The organism is Streptomyces sp. ISL-87, from assembly GCF_018614095.1.
In the GTDB taxonomy this organism is placed as follows: Bacteria; Actinomycetota; Actinomycetes; order Streptomycetales; family Streptomycetaceae; genus Streptomyces.
In genome coordinates, this window is the sequence record NZ_JAGGOY010000028.1 from 105,236 (window position 1) to 125,838 (window position 20,603).

Consider the following 20,603-nt stretch of genomic DNA (forward strand, 5'->3'; position numbering starts at 1 on the left):
ATCACTCGCTGAAAGATCGAAATTTACGGGCGAGCTTCAACTGTGTTGGGTACAGTGCCTTTGCTGCGGGACAGTTGGATGGCATGCTTCAACTGCGGGGGGCTGGGACAGATATGGGCTTATCCACCCTTGATCGTTTTGACTTGAACGCTACGGAGATCGATCAGCTCGAAGAGCTGGTAGGACGTCTGTGTGCCGAATACGACGAGGCGAACGGCATCGAATTCGTGCGACGGGCCGCGGAGCTCTCGGTGCAGCTGCCCGAGCGACTGGTGGGCTTCCTTGAGGGATTCCGTCGCGAGAGCCTGACGGCGGCTGTCGTCGTGTCCGGGTTCACGGTCAGTGACGAGGCGATCGGTACGACACCGCCCCACTGGCGTGAACGCTCTCGGGCGACACCGAGGGAAGATGCGTACCTGACCCTGCTCACTTCGCGCCTCGGTGACCTGTTCTGCTGGAAGTCGCTGCAGGACGCACGCCTGCTCAACGACGTCGTGCCGATCGCGGGCGACGAGAGCAGCCAGACCGGTCACGGGAGCAGAGTCGAGTTCGACGTCCACTGCGAGGACGGCTTCAACGACTTCCGGTGCGACTTCCTGGGCCTCATGTGCTTCCGCAACCAGGAGCGCATCCCCACGACGGTCTCGCTGATGGACGACATTCGGCTCGGCGCGGCGGACGAGAAGGTCCTGCGCCAGGAGCGGTTCGTCCTCTCGCCCGACTCGGAGAACGTCAGGAACGCCTCCAGCCTCGGTCAGACCGGTCCGCGGCTAGTGTCCCTGTTGAACGGGGATGCCGACTCGCCCTACGTACGTGTCGACTGCCGCGAGTACATGAAGACCGTCGACGGCGACGACGAGGCGAACCTCGCCATGACGAACCTGCTCGGCGAGTTCCGCCGGGTCCAGCAGGCGATCGACCTCGATCAGGGAGACGTCTGCCTGATCGACAACTTCCGCTGCGTACACGGCCGGCAGCCGTTCCAGCCCAAGTACGACGGATTCGACCGCTGGTACCGCAAGGCGCTGGTCACGCGTGATCTGAGGAAGTCCCGCACGCTCCGCTCGTCGGCTGCCGGATACATCATCGATATGACGAGGTATGCGTAGTGGCATAGCCCACGCGTGCGACGGGACTCCGTCCCCGGCGCGCATGCCCCTGGGACAGGACTCACCGAGCCGCATCGCACGCTGGAGGAAACATGGCTGAACTTCGAACCGGCGGAACGCACGTACTGCTAGTGACCCCGTTCCTGCCCAACCGCGAGCGGGATCGCGAGTCGCTCGCGTCGCTGATCGAGCACGTCCTCGACGCAGGCGCCGACGGTGTCATCGCGTTGGGGACGACCGGCGAATTCTTCACGATGTCGGCGGCCGAGCGCGCCGACGCGATAGACGACGTCGTCGAACTGGTGCGCGGGCGGGTGGCGGTCACGATCGGTGTCGGATCCGACAGCACCGCCGAGGCGGTGAAGCTCGCCCGGCATGCGCAGTCCGCCGGCGCCGACTGCGTGATGGTGTTGCCGCCGTTCTACTTCGCGAAGTCCGCGGAAGCCCAACTGGCGCACTTCGCCGCCATCGCGGAAGCCGTCGACATCCACGTGATGATCTACGACGGGGCCGACGGCATCGAGGTCGACGCGGCAACCATCGCCACCCTCGCGCAGGAACTGGACAACGTCAGGTACGTGAAGATGGCGCTCCCGGCGCCGCAGCGGATCGCGGCGCTGCGCCGCCTCGCGCCGCAGGTCACGGTGTTCGCCGGTGACGACGCGACGCTCGTTCCCGCGCTCCGTCTCGGTGCCGCCGGCAGTGCCATCGCCACCGGCAACTTCCTGCCCCGAGAAGTGATCACGATTCACACGGCGGCAAACTCCGGCGACTGGGAAAAGGCGTCCGAGGTGTTCGCGAGCAATCTGCTGCACGGCGTTGCCGCCACCGCGAACCCGAAAGTCCAGTTCATCGCCCGGATCAAGGAGGTGCTGGTGGCGCAAGGCGTCATCGCGCATGCGACCGTCCGGCCACCGCTCGCACAGCTGGGACCCCACGACAAGGCGGACCTGCTCGCCTCGGTCCGAGTAGCGGGGATCCTGTAGCCGAATGCGGAATGTGACAACGGAGACGACATCGTTGCGTAAGTTAGTGATATTCGATCTGGACGGCACTCTGATCGATTCGCGGCGCGTCATGACGAGTTCATTCCGTCTTGCGTACGCGCAAACCGTCGGACCGGGCGAGGCGCCGGTCGGGGAATTCCTCAAGCGGCTGGGGCAACCGTTCCCGGACATCCTCAACGAGCTCGGACTACCCGGCGAGATGTACGAGGTCTTCCGCCAACTGTCCTCGGCGCGCGTGGCTGACGTCGTCACCATTCCCGAGGCGATCGAGGCATGCCACCGGTTACGGGCCATTGGTGTCGACTCGGCCGTGATCACGGGCAAGGACCGGCGCCGTACCGAGGAGATCCTGGCCCACCTCGCGATAGGCGACCTGTTCTCAGGTCTCGTAGCCGGCGACGACGACATGCCGGGCAAGCCGGCGCCCGACGGCGTCCTGGCACTGTGTGAGCGTCAAGGCGTGGCCCCCGGCCAGACCGTCGTCGTGGGAGACTCGTGGGTCGACATCGCCGCCGGTTTCGCCGCCGGTGCCCGCACCGTGGCGTGCGGTTGGGGGATGGGAACCAAGGCCGAACTGCGCGGGGCCCAACCGGACGTGTACATCGCGCATCCGACGGAACTCTTCGGGTGTCTGCACGGCATGTTGGCGCAGCGCAACGTACCGACCACAAGTGACTTCGCGTCGTGAGGCCAACGTCTCCTTCCGGCGAAGTGCCCTCGGCCGCCGGACCCCACCACGAGGCGAGCGCGCTGATCGATGTCGCGCCGGCAGGTGTCGCGGAACCACGGCTCTCCCTGACCCCTGTACAGCACGGCGTCCTGTTCGACACGGCCCGCGACCCGGATGCGGGCCTGGGCGTCGTCCAACACGTGTTCCGGGTCACCGGCGCGCTCGACCGTGATGCGCTCGGCGCTGCCTGGCAGGCATTGGTCGACGAGCACGAGGTCCTCCGCAGCGAGTTCGGCTGGGACGAGTCCGGCAAGCCCTACCGGACGATCCGGGCCGAGGTGATCGCCCGGCTGGAGTGGTACGACTGGCCGCAGGCAATCGAGGTCGAGGCAGAGCTGGAACGCACTCTCCAGCACCACCGGGAGGCCGGCGCCGGTCTCGACACCGCTCCCGGGGCGCGCCTGTTCGCCGCCCGCCTCGGCTCCGAGAGCCACCTGCTGGTCTGGACCTCGTCACAGGCCCATCTCGACGGCCGCAGCCGCGGCCTGCTGGTGGCGCGGCTGCTCGCCGGATACGCGGCCCGGACCCTCGCCGAACCGCCTGCCGCGGCATCGGAGGCGGTCCCAGCACAACCCCGGCAGCGCGTGGGCGGACAACTCGCCGACGACGGGTTCTGGCGAGAGCAGTTGGCGCAATCGGACGAGACGAACCCGTTTCCGACCATCACCGAACCGCACGGGGCTCGTTCCGCGGAAACAGCGGAGAGTGCCGGTATCGCCGAGCACGCCGTCGCGCTGGGCGCGGCCGAGATCGCCGCATTGGAGACCTTGGGCCGAGTACACGGCAGCCACGCCGTCGTCCACGCGGTGTGGGCCTTCGTGCTGAGCCGCTACACCCGCAGCCGGACCGTCCTGTTCGGATCCACCCGCCCGAACGGCGCCGCCGAAGGCGTCGCGGCGGGCATGGCACTGGCCACGCTTCCAGCGCTCCTTCAGGTCGAGCCGGACGACACGGTCATCGGCTTGGTGACCCGCGCCGCGGAGCACCTTCGCACGATCGACGAGCACGGCATGACACCGCTTTCCACGGTGCAGGCACTCGTCGGACGCCCCGGCGTCCCGCTGTTCGACACGGTTGTGGTGTGCGACAGCGGAACTGCCGCACGCACGGCCGTCGCCGGCATCGAGGTCGTACTGCACAGCACCTCGCGGCGCATCGGGTTCCCGGTCGTGCTCACCTTCGACGACGCCGCGTCGCCGGTCGTCCACGTCGAGTACGACCTCAGCCGACTCGACGGCGCGGCCGCGGCAGACCTGGCCACGGCCTTCTGTACGGTGCTGCGCGCGTTCGCACTGGATTCGGCCGCGCGCCTCCACACCATCGGTCTGCTCGACCCGTCGGCGAGTCAGGAACTCGTCGAGGGCACTAATCCGCCGCCCATCCCGCCGTGCGAGACGACCGTGGTGGCGACGTTCCTGTCCGAGGCAGCGCGTCGGCAGGCACACACTGCGATCGTGTGTGGCGACGAACGCGTCGGGTATGCCGATCTCGCCGCGCAGGTGGAGGCGCTCGCGCGCCGGCTGGTCGCAGCCGGGGTCGGTCCTGAGACCGTCGTCGGCGTCTTTCTCGAACGCAGCCCCCGGCTCGTCGTCGGACTGCTGGCCGTGTTGCGTGCGGGCGGGGCCTTCCTGCCGCTGGACCCGGTACTCCCCGATCGCCGGACCGCATTCGCTCTGCGCGATTCAGGCGCCCGCGTCCTGCTCACCGAGGACCTGCTCGCCGCTCGCGGCGCCGCGCTGGTGCCCCCGAGACGCGGCATGCGGACGGTCAACCTGGATATCAGCGAAGGCGATTGGGCGACGCTCGCGTATACCTCGGCCGTCGCCCCGATGCCGGACGCGGCCGATCTGGCGTACGTGACTTACACGTCGGGGTCGACGGGGGTGCCCAAAGGCGTCGCGATCGATCACCGCTCGCTGGCGACCAACACGCGCAGTGTCGCGCAGTCCTACGCGATCGGCTCCGACGACGTCGTCGCCCAGTTCTCCTCGGTCAACTTCGACGCCGCGCTGGAACAGATGTTGCTGCCGCTGACGACCGGGGCAACCCTCCTGCTGCGCGGACCCGACCTGTGGGACCCCGTCGAGCTGCTCGGCATCCTGCAGACCGAGGGCGTCACAGTTCTGGAACTCACCCCTCAGTACGGCTACGAGCTCGCACTGTCGCTCTCGCGCGAAGTCTCGCTCGCACCGGACAAGCTGCGGCTGCTGATCCTCGGCGGCGAGGCCGTCGCCACGGCCGAGCTCGCGCGCTGGCGACAACTCGTACCCGATCTGCGTCTGGTGGTCGGTTACGGGCCGACCGAGGTCACGATCACGACCAGCGGGTGGACCTATGAGCCCGCGCAATGGGCAGGGGAGGTGGCGCTGCTCGGTCGATTGCTCGCGCATCTGCGTGCGTACGTGGTGGACGAGGAGCTGCATCCCGTTCCGCTTCGCGTGCCCGGCGAGATCTGCCTCGGCGGGATCGGTGTGGCCCGCGGCTATGCCGGGCAGCCGGGCATGACCGCCGCGAGCTTCGTTCCCGATCCCTTCGTGGATTCGCCGGGCGTCCGCATGTACCGCAGCGGCGACATCGGCGCATGGCGCCCGGACGGCAACCTTGTCTTCACCGGCCGCGCGGACGAACAGGTCAAGATCCGTGGCACCCGCGTCGAGCCGGGTGAGACCGCTGCGGCACTGCGCCGCCAAACCGGCGTCGCCGCTGCCGCAGTGCTCGTCGTCCCGGGTAGGGACACGCGCGAGCCGTCCCGGCTGGTCGGCTACGTCACACCGGCTGATCCGGCTGCACCACCGGACCCCGAGAAGCTGCGGGTCGAGCTGACCGCCGAGCTGTCCGCGGCTGCCGTCCCGTCGAGCATCGTCGTGCTGCCCGCGCTGCCGCTCACAGCCAACGGAAAGCTCGACCGCGCTGCGCTGCCGCTGCCGATGGCCCAACCGTCGTCCGCTCGCCCCGCGTCGGCCGGATCGGCTTTCGAGCGCTTACTGCGCGAGGTCTGGGCGGCGGTGCTCGGCGTGCCGGAGGTCGGGCCCGATGACGACTTCTTCGCCCTCGGCGGGAACTCGCTGGCGATGCTGCAGGTCTCGGCGCGGGTCAAGCAGCGCGCCGGGTACGAGATACCGTTGCGCCAGTTCTTCCGGCACACCACGGTGTCGTCCCTGGCCCAGGCACTCGACGGTGGGCACGGGCGCAAATGACCGAATCATTGGCGCCGAATGCCCTGCCGCGCGTCGGCGCAGAGTACGACGACTTCCCTGCCTCGCCGGCTCAGGCACGGCTGTGGGCGCTGCAGCGGTTCTTCCCGCAGATGGCGGTCTACAACTTCTCCATCGTGCTGCGATTCGACGACGACCTCGATGTGCCGGCGCTCCAACAGGCCGTGGACGCGTTGATCGAGCGGCACGAGTCGCTGCGGACGGTGTTCGTCTCGGCCGGCGGACTGGTGCAGCGGGTCCGACGCCCCGGGTCGGCGCGAACGCGGTGCGCGGTCGAGGTCGTGGACGTGAAACCGGACGAGTCCGGAGAAGTGCTGCAGTCGGTGCTGGACGCCGCCGATGCGGTGTGCCGCAGGCAGTTCGATCTCGGGGACGGTCCGCTCGTGCGTGCGGCGGTGCTGCGCGCATCCGGCATCAACGTGCTCGCGCTGATCGTCCACCACAGTGTCATCGACGGCTGGTCGGGGCCGATCGTGATCGACGAGCTCGCGGCGTTCTACCGCGCGGCGTTGACCGGCGAGCCGGTGAGTCTCGATCCGCTTCCCGTGCAGGCGGCCGACATCGCGATGTGGGAGCACGGCCGGCTCGACGCGGCACGCCGCTCCCGGCTCGTCGGCTTCTGGCGGCAGCGGCTCGCGGGGCTGCCGGGGCTGAACCTGGTCAGCGACCGGCCGCGGCCGGCGACTTCGGCCTTCACCGGCACGCGGCACACCGCGACGGTGCCCGCGGCGACGGTGCGCGCCCTGCACGCTCTGTGCCAGGAGCACCACGTCACCACCTACATGGCGTTGCTCGCCGCCACGTCGGTCGTGGTGGGCCGCTGGGCGCGCCAGGACGACGTGCCCTTGCTGGCGCAGGTCGCTCAGCGCCCGCTGCCGGCGGCGCAGTCGGTGGTCGGCTTCTTCGTCAACGGTGTCGTCGTCCGCACCGGTCTGGACGGGCAGCCCACCTTCCGCGAGCTGCTCGACCGGGTGTGTGACGAGTTCCTCGACGCGCTCGAACATGCGGACCTGCCCTTCGACGAGGTCGTACAGGCGCTGAATCCGCAGCGCGAGATGAACCGGAACCCGTTGGCACAGGTCGCGGTGAGCTTGGAGCGGGCGGACCGCCCGGCCGAGTTCGCCGGATTGCGGGCGACACCGGTCGACGTACACCTGGGCACCTCGGTGGATCTCGACATCCTGTTCGAGGAGAACGGTGCCGACAGCCTGAGCGTGACGGTGCTGGCCGACAGCGAACTGTTCGACGCGCAGACCGCCGCCGAGCTAACGGCTTCCTTGACCACCGCGCTGACCGGACTCGTCGAGCAGCCGGACCGCCCGGCGCTCGACGTCGAGCTCGTCGACCCCGCCCGGGCCACCCTCGCCGCCGATGAGACGAGCAGCGACTACCCGTACTCGTCCGTGCAGGCGTTGTTCGAGCAGCAGGTCGCACGTACGCCCGAGGCGCCCGCGGTGTACCACCCGGACGGCGTCATGACGTACGGCGAGCTCAACGCACAGGTCAACCGGCTGAGCCGAACTCTGCGTGCCCACGGCATCGAGCTCGAGACCCCGGTCGGCTTGTGCATGCAACGCTCGCTCGACCGCATCGTCGCGGTGCTGGCGATCCTCAAGGCCGGCGGTTGCTACGTGCCGATGCCGGCGGGCGACCCGGCCGAGCGGCTGCGCGTGCTGGTCGCCGACAGCGGTGTCGAACTGGTGCTCACCGACGACACGAGCGCCGCGGCGTTCGAGTGGTGCGACCGGGCGGTCCCGTGGGCGGACCTGACCGAGCGGGCCGGGCACGACGTGGCCGACCCCGAACCGCTGGCCGGCGGCGCCAGCCTCGCGCACATCATCTACACGTCCGGCTCGACGGGTCGGCCGAACGCCGTTGCGGTCGCCCAGCACTCGCTGGCGCGTCTGGTCCGTGGTTCGCTCTACCACGAGTTCGGACCGGCGGACGTGTGCCTGGAGCTGTCGCCGCTGACCTTCGACGCGTCACTCGTCGAGCTGTGGGGTCCGCTGCTCAACGGCGGCGCGATCGCCGTCGTGCCGGAGGACAACGGCCGCCTGGGCCTGCTCGACCAGCTGCGCGCCGGACTGCACGCCTATCCGGTCACCATGGTCCAGCTGATCTCGCCGCAGCTGGGGCTCGTCGTAGAGAACGCGCCGGAACTGCTGAGCCGGCTCGACACCGTGTTCGTCGGCGGTGACGTCCTGTCGCCGCAGACAGCGGCCCGGGCCCGTGCGCTGCAGGGCGGCAACGCGACCCTGCTCCACATGTACGGGCCGACCGAGAGCACGCTGTTCGCCACCTACGAGGAGATTCGCGAGGTCTCCGCCCCGCACGGGCGGCTGCCCATCGGCCGCCCGATCGGCAACACCACCGCCTACGTCGTCGACGAGGGCGGCAATCTGGTACCGCCGTGCGCGCCGGGCGAGTTGCTACTCGGGGGCGCCGGCCTGGCGCGCGGCTACGCGGGGCAGCCGGCACTCACCGCGAAACGCTTCGTGCCCGACCCGTTCTCCGGCTCGCCCGGTGCGCGGCTGTACCGCACCGGCGACCTCGTACGACGCCTGCCGGACGGGCGGATCGAGTTCCTCGGCCGGGTAGACCACCAGGTGAAGGTCCGAGGGCACCGGATCGAGACCGGAGAAGTGGCCACAGCCCTGCGCTCACATCCGCAGGTCGCCGACGCCGTCGTGGTCGTGCGTGCGGATCTGCCGGGCGGACCGGACCTCGTCGCCTACGTGGTCGCAGAGCCGGCCGGTGCTGCGACCACCGAGCAGTTGCGGGCACATCTGCGCCAGATCCTGCCGCAGTACATGATCCCGGCCGCCTTCGTCCCGCTTCCCGCCCTGCCGCTCACGCGGCATGCCAAGCTCGATCTCGCCGCCCTGCCCGCGGTCGTCCCCGCCGCCGCCTCCGCCGAGGCGCCGCGCTCGGACACCGAACGCGAGGTCGCCTCGCTGTGGCACCGCCTGCTCGGCGTCGAGGAGCTCGATCGGTCGCGGACGTTCTTCGACTCCGGCGGCAATTCGCTGCTGCTCATCCAGCTCGCGGAAGCGATTGCCGCACGGTACCCGGAGTGTGGGCTCAAGATCGGCGACCTGTTCGAGTACACGACAATTGCCCGTCTCGGCAAGGTCCTGGACGAACGACGAGAAGCAGGGAGGCGGTCCCAGTGACCCCGAGGGAACCCATTGCCATCGTAGGAGCGGCGTTACGACTGCCCGACGCCGATTCGCTGGACGAGCTGGCGGCCAATCTCGGTGCCGGTCGCGACAGCGTCCGCCCCGTGCCGGCCGACCGGCTCGCGCTCAGCGGTGAGGAACCGGGTGCCGAACGACAGCCGCTCGCGCCGCTGGCCGGGATCGAGCACTTCGACCACGAATTCTTCCGGATCTCGCTTCGCGAGGCCCAGCTCATGGCACCGGAGCAGCGCATCGCGCTGCAGCTCGCCTGCGCTGCCATCGAGGACGCCGGCTACGCGCTCGGCAGCTTCCGCGGCACCAAGACCGCCGTCGTGCTCGCCGGCGGTCCGTCCGACTACCCGGATCTGATTCCGGAGGGCGACGACGAGCTGCTGACACTGCTCGGCACGGGCACGCCGTCACTGTGCGGCCGGATCGCATACCTGCTCGGTCTGTGCGGGCCGGCCATCGTGCTGGACACGGGTTGCTCGGCCGGGCTGGTCGCCGTCGACCACGCCGCGAAGCTGCTGCGCGACGGGGATTGCGAACAGGCACTGGTCGGCGCCGTGAGTGTGCACAGCACCTTCCCGCCGGCGGGCGATCGCGACCGCTACGCCGAGGTCGTGGCCACGGGCGGGCGCAGCCGCGCCTTCGACGCCGGTGCCGATGGCGCCGGTGACGGCGAAGGCGGGGCCGTCTTCGTGCTCAAGCTCCTCTCGGCGGCGCAGCGCGACGGCGACGACATCCGGGCGCTGATCGTCGGCAGCGCCGTCAACCACAACGGCGACCGGTCGAACGGGCTGAGCGCGCCGAGCGCGGCAGCCCAGTCCGAGCTCATCACCTCCGCCTGGGAGCGGGCCGGGCTGAAGCCGGCTCAGGCCGGTTACATGGAGGCGCACGGTTCCGGCACCCGCCTCGGTGACATGATCGAAATCGACGGGTTGCGCCGTGCGCTGGGCCCGCTCGACGCCCAGCCGGTGCCCGTGGGTTCGATCAAGACCAACATCGGACACCTTGACCGCGCGGCCGGGCTGGCCGGGCTCGCGAAGGTCGTCGCGCAGTTGCGGCACGAGACGATCTACCCCTCGCTGCACTTCGAGTCCCCGAGTCCGGTGATCGACTTCGCGACCGCGCCGGTGAAGGTGGCCACGAGCTCGACACCCTGGCCGGCGACGCAGTCGCGCTACGCGGGGGTCAGCTCGTTCAGCATGTCGGGCACGAACGCACACGTCGTGCTCACCGGGGCGCCACAGCCGCCCGCCGACCCGGCGTCGTCGGCCGGCCGCGGGGTGGCGACGCTGTCGGCCCGTTCGTGGCCGGCCCTCGCCCGGTACTGCGAGGCCCTCGCGGAACACCTCGGCCAGCCGCAACGCGGGACCCCCGGCGACCTGGACGACGTACTGCACGTACTCAACCGCGGCCGCGACCACCTGGCGTGTCGGGTGGGGCTGGCCGTCGACAGCCGGGCCGAGCTGATCGCAGGGCTGCGCGCGGCGGCCGGCCGGCTGGCGGACCGGACGAACGAGCCTCCTGCGCCGGTTCGCCGCGTGGTGTGGACCTGCCCGGACGCCGACACCATCGACGCCGGCACCGCGCAGGCGGCGGCGAGCTGGCCCGCGTTCGCGCACGCCGTCGCCGAGTGCAACGAGAAGGCGCCGACAGACCTGGACGCCGCCGACCTCGAGTGGTTCGGGCGGCAGTACGCAGCCGCGCGGCTGACCGCCTCCCTCGGAGTCCCGTTCGCACACGCCATCGGGACCGGTCGTGGCGCGCTCGTCGCGCTCGCGGTCAACGGCGATATCGAGCCGGCCGACGCGCTGCGCCGACTCGCGGACGGCGATGTGCCGGACTCGGCCGAACCGGCTGTCCCGGCGTGGTTGCGGTTCGAGCAGCTCGTTCTTGCCGGGCCCGGCCCGGCAAAGCCGATCTTCGACGAGCCGGCCGGGTCCGTCACGGTTGCGTGGGCCGGAGCGAACGTGCTCGACACTGTCGCCGCTCTCTACGAGGCCGGTGTGGACATCGTGTGGGACGAGTCGTACGCCGGGCACCACCGCCGACGGGTCGCGCTGCCCACCTATCCGTTCGAACCGACTCGTGTGTGGATCCGCGAGCCGGCCGCCGCCACCGAGACGTCGCCGGACGCAGGTGAGACGTGCGACGTCGCTGCGGCGTCCTGTGCGCTCGAGGTCGAGCAGTGCGCCCTCGACACCGGCGAGATCGACCCCGTCGCGGCCGAGGAAGGACCTCTCAAGGCCGACGAGTACGAACGCGCGGTGCGCGCCGTATGGGGCGAGATCCTCGGAGTGGCCGACGTCGCCGCCGAGGCCGACTACTTCGATCTGGGTGGGACCTCTGCGATGGCCCTCCAGATGCTGACCACCATGCGCCGTCGCTTCGGCGTCCGGATGAAGCTCATCGACCTGTACGAGACCCGCACGGCCCGCGACTTCGCCGCTCGAGTGGCCGGTCTGCGCGACGAGGCGACCGCACAGGCAGGGAGTCAGGGATGACGGAGCGGATGTTCCACGTGGTCGTCAACGCCGAGGAACAGCACTCCCTGTGGCCGGTCGGGCGTGACCTTCCGGCCGGGTGGTCGGCGGTCTCGGGACCGGACACCGAGTCGGAGTGCCTCGCCTACATCGAGGCGGTGTGGACGGACATCACTCCCCGCAGCGTGCGTGACAGGCTGGCCGAACAGAGGGGGCGACGGTGACCGCAGCGACCCGACCCGGACAGGGGCCGCGGGTAGGGGTGATCGGCGCCGGGGTGATGGGCACCGGCGTGGCTGAGGACTGCGCACGCGCCGGATACACCGTGGCTCTCGTCGACGTGTCCGACGAGCGGCTGCAGGCCGCCCGTGACGCCCTGCGCCGTGCGGGACTGGTGGACCGGCTGCGCAGCCCGCAGGCCGAGCACGACAACTGGCTGGAGCGGATCGGCTTCGGTACCGACGACGCGCAGCTGGCCGGCTGCGAACTCGTCGTGGAGAACGTCACCGAGGACCCCGATACCAAGACGGCGGTGCACCGCCGCCTCGACGACCTGTGTCCCGGAGTCCCGGTCATCGTGAACACCTCGGTCATCCCGATCACCTGGCTCGCCGGACGCACCAGTTCCCCTGAGCGCTTCGTCGGCGTGCACTTCATGAACCCGGTGCCGGCCAAGCCGCTGGTCGAGGTGATCCGCGGTGAGCAGACGTCGGACGCAAGCGCCGAGGCCGTGCTGGATTTCCTGCGCTCGATCGGCAAGGACTGGGTTCCGGTCGCCGACTCACCGGGTTTCGTCTCGAACGCCATCTTCATGACGGTGATCAACTCCGCCGCCGAGCTGGTCGAGAAGGGGGTCTCGGACGTCGCGGGGGTCGACCGCGTGTTCCGCGAGTGCTTCGGCCACCCGATGGGCCCGCTGGAGTCCGCCGACCTGATCGGCATCGACACCGTCGTGCGATCCCTGCGGATGCTGCAGAAGTTCGTCGACGTCGAACGCTACGAGCCGAGCTGCGGCCTCACCCGGCTCGTCGAGGCAGGTCGGGTCGGACGCCGGGTCGGTGACGGTTTCTATCAATACGCGAGTGGACGAGCGGGAGCACGATCGTGAGCATTAACCTCAGCCCCGACGGCGTCAGCCAAGAGCTGTGCGACTTCCTGCACGACACACTGCGCCAGCCGGTGCAGGTCGACGACGACATCTTCGCCCTCGGCATGGCGAACTCGATGTTCGCTCTCGAACTGATCGTCTACATCGAGAGCAGGTACGGCCTCACACTGGAGGGCGAGGACCTCACCCGCGACAACTTCCGCTCGGCACAGGCGATGTCACAGCTGGTGATGAGGCGTTCGGCGGCGGTGGGCGACGAATGACGAACGCCTACCAGCAGGAGGCGGACCTCGTCCGGTTCGCGTCCCGGGTCGTCGCGCCCCGGGCGGCCGAGTCCGACCGCAGCGCGACCCTCGACCGGGCCGTGATCGACGAACTCGCCGCCAGCGGGCTGCTCGGGGCGGCGATACCGAAGGATCACGGCGGGCTCGGCTTCACGGACACCCACTTCGGTGAGCTGTGCGCGGCCGTCGGCGCCTGGTGCACCTCGACCCGGGCACTCCTCACCGTCCAGGACATGGTGGCCGGCGCGTTGCTGCGCAGCGGCAGCCGCGCGCAGCAGGAGAAGTGGCTGCCAAGGCTGGCCCGAGGCGAGGCGATCGCGGCTTTCGCCCTCACCGAGCCGGATGCCGGCAGCGATGCCGCCGCCGTGGCCGCGCCCCTGACCGAGGCGGGTGACGGTTGGCTCCTGGACGGGACGAAGAGGTGGGTGAGTTTCGGGGCGATCGCCGACGTCTGTCTCGTCGTGGCTCGCGCCGCGGGCGGGCCGACCGCAGTGCTGGTCGAGCGTGGCGCGGCCGGGATGAGCGTCGAGCCCATCGGCGCACGTTCGCTCGGGATGCGGGCGGCCATGACGGCGAACATGACCTTCGAGTCCTGCGTCGTCGGACCGGAGAACATCGTGGGCGCGGTCGGAGCGGGATTCACGTTCGTGGCCGGCACGGCGCTCGACCGCGGCCGGCACAGCGTGGCCTGGGGCAGTGCCGGCCTCGCCGAGGGCGTCCTGCGCGAGGCGACGCGCCACGCGAGCCGACGACGCCAGTTCGGCGCCGTGCTGACCGATCACCAGCTGATCCGGGCGCTGTTGAGCGACATGCTCGTGCGCGCGCGATCGGCCCGGCTTGCCTGCCGGGCTGCCGCCGAGGCGCGTGAGCGGCGCGATGCGGACGCGACGCTCGATACGGTGCTGGCCAAGTACACATCCGCCCGAACCGCGTTCGACAACGCCGCTGCGGCCGTGCAGGTGCTCGGCTCGCGCGCCTGCGAGTCCGGCACACTGGTCGAACGCATGTACCGGGACGCGAAGGTCCAGCAGCTCATCGAGGGCACCGATCAGCTCGCGCAATTGCAGCTGTGGGAGCTCGCGGTCCGCGACGAGCGCCGCCACGACCGCGTGGTCGCGTCGTGATCGGGCTCGGCGCCATCGACGTGTGGCTTCCGCAGAAGCGCATCGCGGTACCGGAGCTGGCGGAGCTGGAGACCCTTTCCGGGGCGCAGCGGCAGGCCGTCGCGGCCTTCGGCATCGACACGGTCGCGGCCGCTGACGGGCGGTCGGCGACCGACCTCGCCGTGGAGTCGGTGCGGCGTCTGCTCGCACGGGACGACGTCGACGCTGCCGGCATCGGGGCGCTGCTCGTGGTGGGATCGCGCGCGCCGGACTATCTGATGAGTCCGGAATCGACGCGGATCGCCCGCGAGGCCGAGCTGGACGTCGGGCTGTCGTTCTCGGTCTCCGACCTGGGGTGCGTGTCGATCTCGGCCGCCCTGCTCACCGCCTCGGCGCTGTTGTCCGCGACGCCGGACTGGTCGAGCGTGCTGATCGCGCACGGTTGTGTTCCGCCCGGCACGTCGCGGCTGCGCCATCCCGTCACCGTCAACGGAGATGCCGGCCTGGCCGTACTGGTACGGCGCCAGCCACGCCTGCGGATCCTCGATGTCGCCATCGAGACCGACGGCAGCTACTGGGACCTGTTCCGGGTCGACTACCGCGACGTTCCGTCGGAGCAGTGGCGCGAGCAGTGCACCGACCTGACCCGGTACTCCTTCGAACTCGCGTTGCAGAGCCGCGCGCGGCTGCGCAAGCTCAATGAGCTCGTACTCACCCGGCAGGGCCGTACCTTCGCCGATGTCGACCACGTGGTGATGCAGAACGTCTCCATGGGGGCGTTCCGGTTCTACGAGGAGATCTTCGACGTAGAGATCGCCCGTGCCTGCTACGACAACCTGCGCACCCTCGGCCACCTCGGGTCGGTCGACATCATCGCGAATCTGGCCGCGGGGGTAGACTCCGGCGAGTTCGCCGAGGGAGACCTGATCCTTGTCATGAACAACAGCCCTGCTGCGGCATGGAGTTCGATGTTGGTGGAGATATGACGGCCCAGGACCCGGCACCGTTCGTGAAGTGCGTTGTGTGGGATCTCGACGACACACTGTGGCGCGGGACGCTCGTCGAGGGCGACGACGTCGTTCTCGACGAGGCGACCGTGGAGGTCCTCCGTACGCTCGACGAGCGCGGCATCCTGCACTCGATCGCGTCGGCCAACGACGCCGATGCGGCGATGGCCGCTCTCGAACGCCTCGGCGTGGCCGAGTACTTCCTCGTCCCGCAGATCGGCTGGGGGGCGAAATCGCTGTCGGTGCAGGCTGTGGCGGACGCGCTGAACATCGGCGTCGACTCGCTCGCCTTCGTCGACGATCAGCCGTTCAACCTTCAGGAGGTCGCGCACTCGCTGCCCGCGGTCCGCTGCCTTCCGGCCGACATGATTCCGCAGCTGGCCGGGTTACCCGAGTTCAGTCCGCCGGTCAGTTCGGAGAGCGGGTCGCGGCGGGCGATGTACCGCAGCATGCACACGCGTGACGCGGCCGAGCGCGACTTCGACGGGCCGCCGCAGCAGTTCCTCGACGGCCTCGGGATGGTGTGCACGGTCGCGGCCGCCGAGCCGGACGACCTCGCCCGCGTCGAGGAACTGACCATCCGTACGCACCAGCTCAACACCACCGGAATCGCCTACGGCCGCGCGGAGTTGCGCGCGCTCGCATCGGCGCCGACCCATCGGGTGCTGGTCGTCGGCCTCGAGGATCGTTACGGGGTGTACGGAACCATCGGGCTCGCCCTCCTCGCCGTGGGCGACGACGGCGACTGGACGCTCGAACTGTTCCTGCTGTCCTGTCGCGTCCTGACCCGCGGCGTGAGCTCGGCGTTGCTGGCCGGCCTGGCCGAAGTCGCGCGGGAGCAGGGCTGCGTGCTGCGGGCCCGGTTCCGGCCCAACGACCGCAACCGGGCGATGAATGTCGCGCTGCGCTTCGCCGGGTTCGAACAAGTCGCCGATGACGACGGCACCCTGTTGCTCGAACATCGCAAGCAGATCAAGGCCCCGAGCCACATCGACCTGCGCGGCCTGTCGCAGGCGATCGGCGCAGTCGCCGTCGAAAGCGGTGGGCACTCATGACACGGCCGACGGCCCACCGAGGCCGCGCACTGACCAAATCCGAACGGGGGCGGTGCCGGCTCTCGGCACTGCACCGGTCGGCATTCCCGGAGGAACGGACATGATGCCGAAGGGTTCACTGCTGCGCGACCGAACCTTCGTGAAGTTTTGGTCGGGCCAGGCCGTCTCCCTGACCGGTTCGGCCATGATCCCGGTGGTGATGCCGCTGATCGCAGCGATCGCCTTGCACGCCAGTGGTCTGGAGGCGTCGGCCGTGTCGGCCGCCTCGCTGCTACCGGGCATGCTGTTCATGCTTCCGATCGGCGCGATCATCGAAGATCTGCCGAAGCGGCTGGTGATGATGTGGGCCGACCTCGCCGAGTCGGCGGCGCTCGTCGTCGTGCCGGTGCTGTGGTGGGCCGACCTGCTGAGCATTCCGGCGCTGTGCGCCGTCGGCTTCCTCGCGAGCACCTTCGGCATCGTCTCGCAGGTGGCGAACCAGGCGTTGACGCCCTACCTCGTGCGCAAGGACCAGCTGATCGAGGCGAACGCCAAGCTCACGCTGGCGGAGTCGACGGCCACGAGTGCCGGTCCGGCGGCAGCGGGCTTCCTCGTCGCACGGCTGGGCGGTCCTGCCACACTCGGCATCGCAGCCATCGGCAGCTTCTTCAGCGCTGCGACCCTGGCTGTCATCCGCCCGCAGGAACCGCCGCCGGAACGATCCGGGCCGGAGCGCAACCTGTACCGCTCGATCCTGGCCGGGCTGCACTTCATCAAGGGCAACGCGGTCCTGCGCACGCTGATGGCCATCAACGCCGTCGACAACTTCTTCCTCGCCTGGATCCAGGCGATCCTGACCGTGTACCTTCTGCGTTCGCTGCACTGGGACAGCGAGGCGATCGGGTTGGTGCTGGGGATCGCCGCACTGGGCGGCGTCATCGGGTCGCTGTGCGCGAAGCGGCTGCACGACCTGCTGGGCACCTCCCGGCTGCTGCTGCTGGCGGTGAGCGCCGGCGCACCGACCGAGGCGGTCGTACTCCTGCTCGAGCCGGGCTCGGCCGGCAAGGTGATCGCCTGCGCGGCACAGTCGGTGGCCATCTTCTTCACGGTCTGCTATTCGGTCACCTCGCGCACGCTCCGGCAGATCGAATCGCCGGACAACATGCGTACCCGCATCACCGCCGCGCACCGGTGGGTCAGCGTGGCCCTCCTGCCGGTCGGCGCTCTCCTGGGCGGTCTGACGAGCTCGGCGCTCGGCCTCTACGGCGCGATCGCATGCGGCTGTGCCGGGCTCGTGGTGGCGCCCGCGCTGGCGTGGGTGTCACCGCTTCGCCATGCCGAGAACGCGTCGAGTCCGCAGGTGGTCAAGACCTCGTGATCCAGCGACTCGTATTCGGAGAGGACGATCCCTCGTGACCTACCGCACCGAGTTCTTCCACACCTACGACGGGTTGCGGCTCGCCTACCACGTCATCGGGTCTGGGCGGCCGCTGATCGTACTGCCCACCGGCCCCGGACTCACCCCCGACTACCTGGGCGATCTCGGTGGACTGCCGGCGCGGACGTCCCGGTCGCTGGTGTTCCTGCAGCTGCGTGGTTCCGGAGTGTCCGAGGTGCCGGACGACCCGGCCACCTACCGCTGCGACCGGATGGTGGAGGACGTCGAGGCGCTTCGTCACCACCTCATGCTCGAACGTATGGACCTGATCGCACACTCCCAGGCGGGCGACCTGGGACTGATGTACGCGGCTCGCTACCCCGAGCGCCTGACCAGCCTCGTCCTGGTGACGCCCGTGATGACGGCCATCGGCGTCGAACCGTCGCCGGACGAGATGCGTGAGTCCATGAAGCTGCGCGAGAACGAACCGTGGTACGAAGCGGCCGCGGACGCGGTGATGCTCGCGCTGGACGGCGACGAGAGCCTGGAACTCCGGGCGAGTTACGTCCCGTTCTTCTACGCCCGCTGGGACGAGGCGGCGCGGGAGCACGCCGCGCTGAACTCGGACCGCGCCAGCAGGGTGGAAGCCGGGTTCATCGTCGACGGCATGTTCACCCCGGAGGAGACGCGCCGCGCCCTGCACGAGATGGCCGCCCCGGTATTGATCTTCGTCGGCGAGATGGACCTCGCACCGACCGTCGAGCAAGCGGGCAGAGCGATGAAGCTGTTCCCCGACGCGCACCTGGTCGTACAGCCCGACACCGCGCACATGCCATGGGTGGACGATCCGGTCTGGTTCTGCAACGAGCTGACCCGGTTCCTGAACACCGCGGTCGACGCACGGTCGTAGGATCCGGGATCTTCAAGGCGGACACGTGGGCTCCGATCACCACGGTGATCGGGGCCGATCGGGCTCAGATCCGGCCGAAGACCCGCAGCAAGTACTCCTTGCGGTCCATCGGGTTGGTGTCCGTGCGGCGGCGGGCCGGGGCAGGGCCGGGGGCCGGCTGGAAGCTGTCCAACCGGGTCGACAGGATGCCCTCGCCCTGACTCAGCCCGGGCAGCCTCTGCTCGAACTCCTGGACGGTGCGGGCCGGGATGGTGCCGTCGACCAGGCAAGTGCTGCCGTATGCCTTCGTCGTCTCCGGCGTGGCGCCGCACTCCACCAGATTCAGCAGCGCGGTGCTGATGTTCTCGGCCGGCACCTCCAGTTCGAATCTGTTCACCGGCTCGAACACTTGGGTACCCGCCTGTTTGAGCGCATCCATCAGCACCAGCGGGGTCACCTTGCGGAAGTCACCCGCCGCACTGACCGGGCTGGCGTACCCGGTGCGGGTCAGTGTCACCAGGATGTCGAGCACCTCCCACCCGTACAACCCCTGCTGCAGGGTCGAGCGCACCGCCTCCTCGATCGCCTTGTGGAAGGCGTGCGGCAGTGAGCCCAGCTCGACCGACCGCCGGAAGACGACACCCGAGTCCGGCTCGCCGGGCTCCACCCGCAGCCCGACCGTGGCCCAGAAGAAGGTCCTGTTCCTGAGGTCGATCTCCTCCACCGACTCGCCGACCCCGATGGGCCTCTCCACGCAGATGGTCCGTGTGCCCTCGAACTCCACGTCCAGCTTGTAGTCCTCGGCGAGCGTGGCCTTGATGACCTCCTTCTGCACCTCGCCGTACAGCGAGACCGAGACTTCCTGCTCGTCATCGTTCTTGCGGACGTTGATGAACGGGTCCTGGTCGGCCAGCTGCAGCAGGGCCTCGTAGAGGTCGGGCATTGCCCCCGGCCTGGTCGCCCTGATCACGGTCTCCAGGCTCGGCGGCGCGAACAGATGCCGCCCCCGCAGCCCGTCGCCGGTTCCGAGCTGATCCCCGATCCGAATGCCCTTGAGCCCCCTGACCTTGGCGATGTCACCCGCGGACGCGTGCGCCTCGATCACCTCGGAGCCCCGGTGGAACACCTCGACCACGGTCGGCCGACCGGCCAGCTCGGTGATGGTGCCGTGCCGATCCTGCCGGTAGAGGCCGATGTTGGTGCGAGCCCTGAGCACACCCGAGTGCAGGCGCACATAGGCGACCTTCTCCCCGGCCCATCCGCGTTCGATCTTGAACACCGTCCCGCGCAACCCGGCGTCGGACCGGCCGGGAGCAACCGGAAGCAGGCTGGTGATCCCGTCGATCAGCCCGGTGATGCCGGTGCCTGCCACGGCCGAACCGAAGAACACCGGGCACAGGAGTGCCTCGCGGGTCTGCCGGGCCAGCTCGGTGGCGTAGTCCTGCGCGACCAGCACCGGCTCGTCGGCGAGGTAGCGGGCCAGGAAGCCGTCGTCGTGCTCGGCGAGCACCTCGGTCAACTCGGAGGCGAAGTCCTCCTCCGAGACGCGGCGGGCCACGGCGTGCGCCTGCCGCGTACCGATCTCCTCCACCCTGGTCATGGGGACGAGGGAGGGTGCCAGCTCGGATCGGATCGACTCCAGCAGGTCCTCGTAGCGGGCCCCCATGCGGTCGATCTTGTTCACGAACAGGATCACCGGCATGCGCATCTTGACCAGGGTGCGCATGAGCAGGCGGCTCTGAGCCTGTACGCCCTCGACCGCCGATATGACGAGCACCACTCCGTCGAGCACGCCAAGGGCCCGCTCCACCTCGGAGATGAAGTCGGGGTGACCGGGTGTGTCGATCAGATTGACCTTCACCTCGCCGACGGTGAAAGACACCACTGCCGACCGGATGGTGATGCCGCGCCGGCGCTCGAGTTCGTGCGCGTCGGTCTGGGTGTCGCCACGATCGACGCTGCCGATCCGGTCGATGACGCCGGCGGTGTACAGCAACCGCTCGGTCAGGCTGGTCTTACCGGCATCGACATGTGCCAGGATTCCGATGTTCACGCTTGTCATGACGTGCTT

Annotated in this window: 15 protein-coding genes; 14 read left to right on the top strand and 1 reads right to left on the bottom strand. The window is 69.5% G+C overall.

Translation table 11 applies throughout. The annotated features are described in order from the left end of the window. The first annotated feature begins 143 nt into the window (after positions 1 to 143). From J7I97_RS10620 to J7I97_RS10685, 14 genes are all read left to right on the top strand, one after another. Positions 144 to 1,109 carry a TauD/TfdA family dioxygenase gene (locus tag J7I97_RS10620; protein WP_214933142.1) on the top strand — a complete coding sequence of 322 codons (966 nt, stop codon included), beginning with the start codon at positions 144 to 146 and terminating at the stop codon, positions 1,107 to 1,109. 92 nt (positions 1,110 to 1,201) lie between these two features. Further along, positions 1,202 to 2,095, top strand: a complete 894-nt coding sequence (locus J7I97_RS10625) for a dihydrodipicolinate synthase family protein (protein ID WP_251058680.1) — start codon at positions 1,202 to 1,204, stop codon at positions 2,093 to 2,095. A 13-nt stretch (positions 2,096 to 2,108) separates the two neighbouring features. Further along, positions 2,109 to 2,804 carry an HAD family hydrolase gene (locus tag J7I97_RS10630; protein WP_214933146.1) on the top strand — a complete coding sequence of 232 codons (696 nt, stop codon included), beginning with the start codon at positions 2,109 to 2,111 and terminating at the stop codon, positions 2,802 to 2,804. A 23-nt stretch (positions 2,805 to 2,827) separates the two neighbouring features. Next, positions 2,828 to 6,043: a non-ribosomal peptide synthetase gene (locus tag J7I97_RS10635; protein WP_214933148.1), complete on the top strand. Its 3,216-nt coding sequence runs from the start codon at positions 2,828 to 2,830 to the stop codon at positions 6,041 to 6,043. Continuing rightward, positions 6,040 to 9,234: a non-ribosomal peptide synthetase gene (locus J7I97_RS10640; RefSeq protein WP_214933150.1), complete on the top strand. Its 3,195-nt coding sequence runs from the start codon at positions 6,040 to 6,042 to the stop codon at positions 9,232 to 9,234. The genes J7I97_RS10635 and J7I97_RS10640 overlap by 4 nt, the downstream gene beginning before the upstream one ends. Beyond that, positions 9,231 to 11,750 carry a beta-ketoacyl synthase N-terminal-like domain-containing protein gene (locus J7I97_RS39895; RefSeq protein ID WP_214933152.1) on the top strand — a complete coding sequence of 840 codons (2,520 nt, stop codon included), beginning with the start codon at positions 9,231 to 9,233 and terminating at the stop codon, positions 11,748 to 11,750. The genes J7I97_RS10640 and J7I97_RS39895 overlap by 4 nt, the downstream gene beginning before the upstream one ends. Next, a complete protein-coding gene (locus J7I97_RS10650; RefSeq protein WP_214933154.1) occupies positions 11,747 to 11,953 on the top strand; it encodes an MbtH family protein in 207 nt (68 codons plus the stop codon). The genes J7I97_RS39895 and J7I97_RS10650 overlap by 4 nt, the downstream gene beginning before the upstream one ends. Next, a complete protein-coding gene (locus tag J7I97_RS39900) occupies positions 11,950 to 12,837 on the top strand; it encodes a 3-hydroxyacyl-CoA dehydrogenase family protein (protein ID WP_308365175.1) in 888 nt (295 codons plus the stop codon). Before J7I97_RS10650 ends, J7I97_RS39900 begins: the two co-directional genes overlap by 4 nt. Next, complete coding sequence (locus J7I97_RS10660; RefSeq protein WP_214933156.1) at positions 12,834 to 13,100, top strand: acyl carrier protein; 267 nt, start codon at positions 12,834 to 12,836, stop codon at positions 13,098 to 13,100. The genes J7I97_RS39900 and J7I97_RS10660 overlap by 4 nt, the downstream gene beginning before the upstream one ends. Continuing rightward, the gene (locus J7I97_RS10665) at positions 13,097 to 14,245 is read left to right on the top strand and encodes an acyl-CoA dehydrogenase family protein (RefSeq protein WP_214933158.1); all 1,149 of its coding nucleotides are present in this window, start codon (positions 13,097 to 13,099) and stop codon (positions 14,243 to 14,245) included. Before J7I97_RS10660 ends, J7I97_RS10665 begins: the two co-directional genes overlap by 4 nt. Further along, a complete protein-coding gene (locus tag J7I97_RS10670; RefSeq protein WP_214933159.1) occupies positions 14,242 to 15,210 on the top strand; it encodes a 3-oxoacyl-[acyl-carrier-protein] synthase III C-terminal domain-containing protein in 969 nt (322 codons plus the stop codon). Before J7I97_RS10665 ends, J7I97_RS10670 begins: the two co-directional genes overlap by 4 nt. Before the next feature lie 23 nt (positions 15,211 to 15,233). Continuing rightward, positions 15,234 to 16,286, top strand: coding sequence for an HAD-IIIC family phosphatase (locus J7I97_RS10675; RefSeq protein ID WP_308369418.1), 1,053 nt, complete (start codon positions 15,234 to 15,236; stop codon positions 16,284 to 16,286). A 52-nt stretch (positions 16,287 to 16,338) separates the two neighbouring features. Next, positions 16,339 to 17,643, top strand: coding sequence for an MFS transporter (locus tag J7I97_RS10680; RefSeq protein WP_214933163.1), 1,305 nt, complete (start codon positions 16,339 to 16,341; stop codon positions 17,641 to 17,643). A 34-nt stretch (positions 17,644 to 17,677) separates the two neighbouring features. Then, positions 17,678 to 18,553: an alpha/beta fold hydrolase gene (locus tag J7I97_RS10685; protein WP_308365181.1), complete on the top strand. Its 876-nt coding sequence runs from the start codon at positions 17,678 to 17,680 to the stop codon at positions 18,551 to 18,553. A gap of 64 nt (positions 18,554 to 18,617) precedes the next feature. Here the strand turns inward: J7I97_RS10685 and J7I97_RS10690 are convergent, their stop codons facing one another. After that, on the bottom strand, positions 18,618 to 20,594 hold the full coding sequence (locus J7I97_RS10690; RefSeq protein ID WP_214933167.1) for a translation factor GTPase family protein: 1,977 nt from the start codon (positions 20,592 to 20,594) through the stop codon (positions 18,618 to 18,620). Positions 20,595 to 20,603 lie beyond the last annotated feature (9 nt).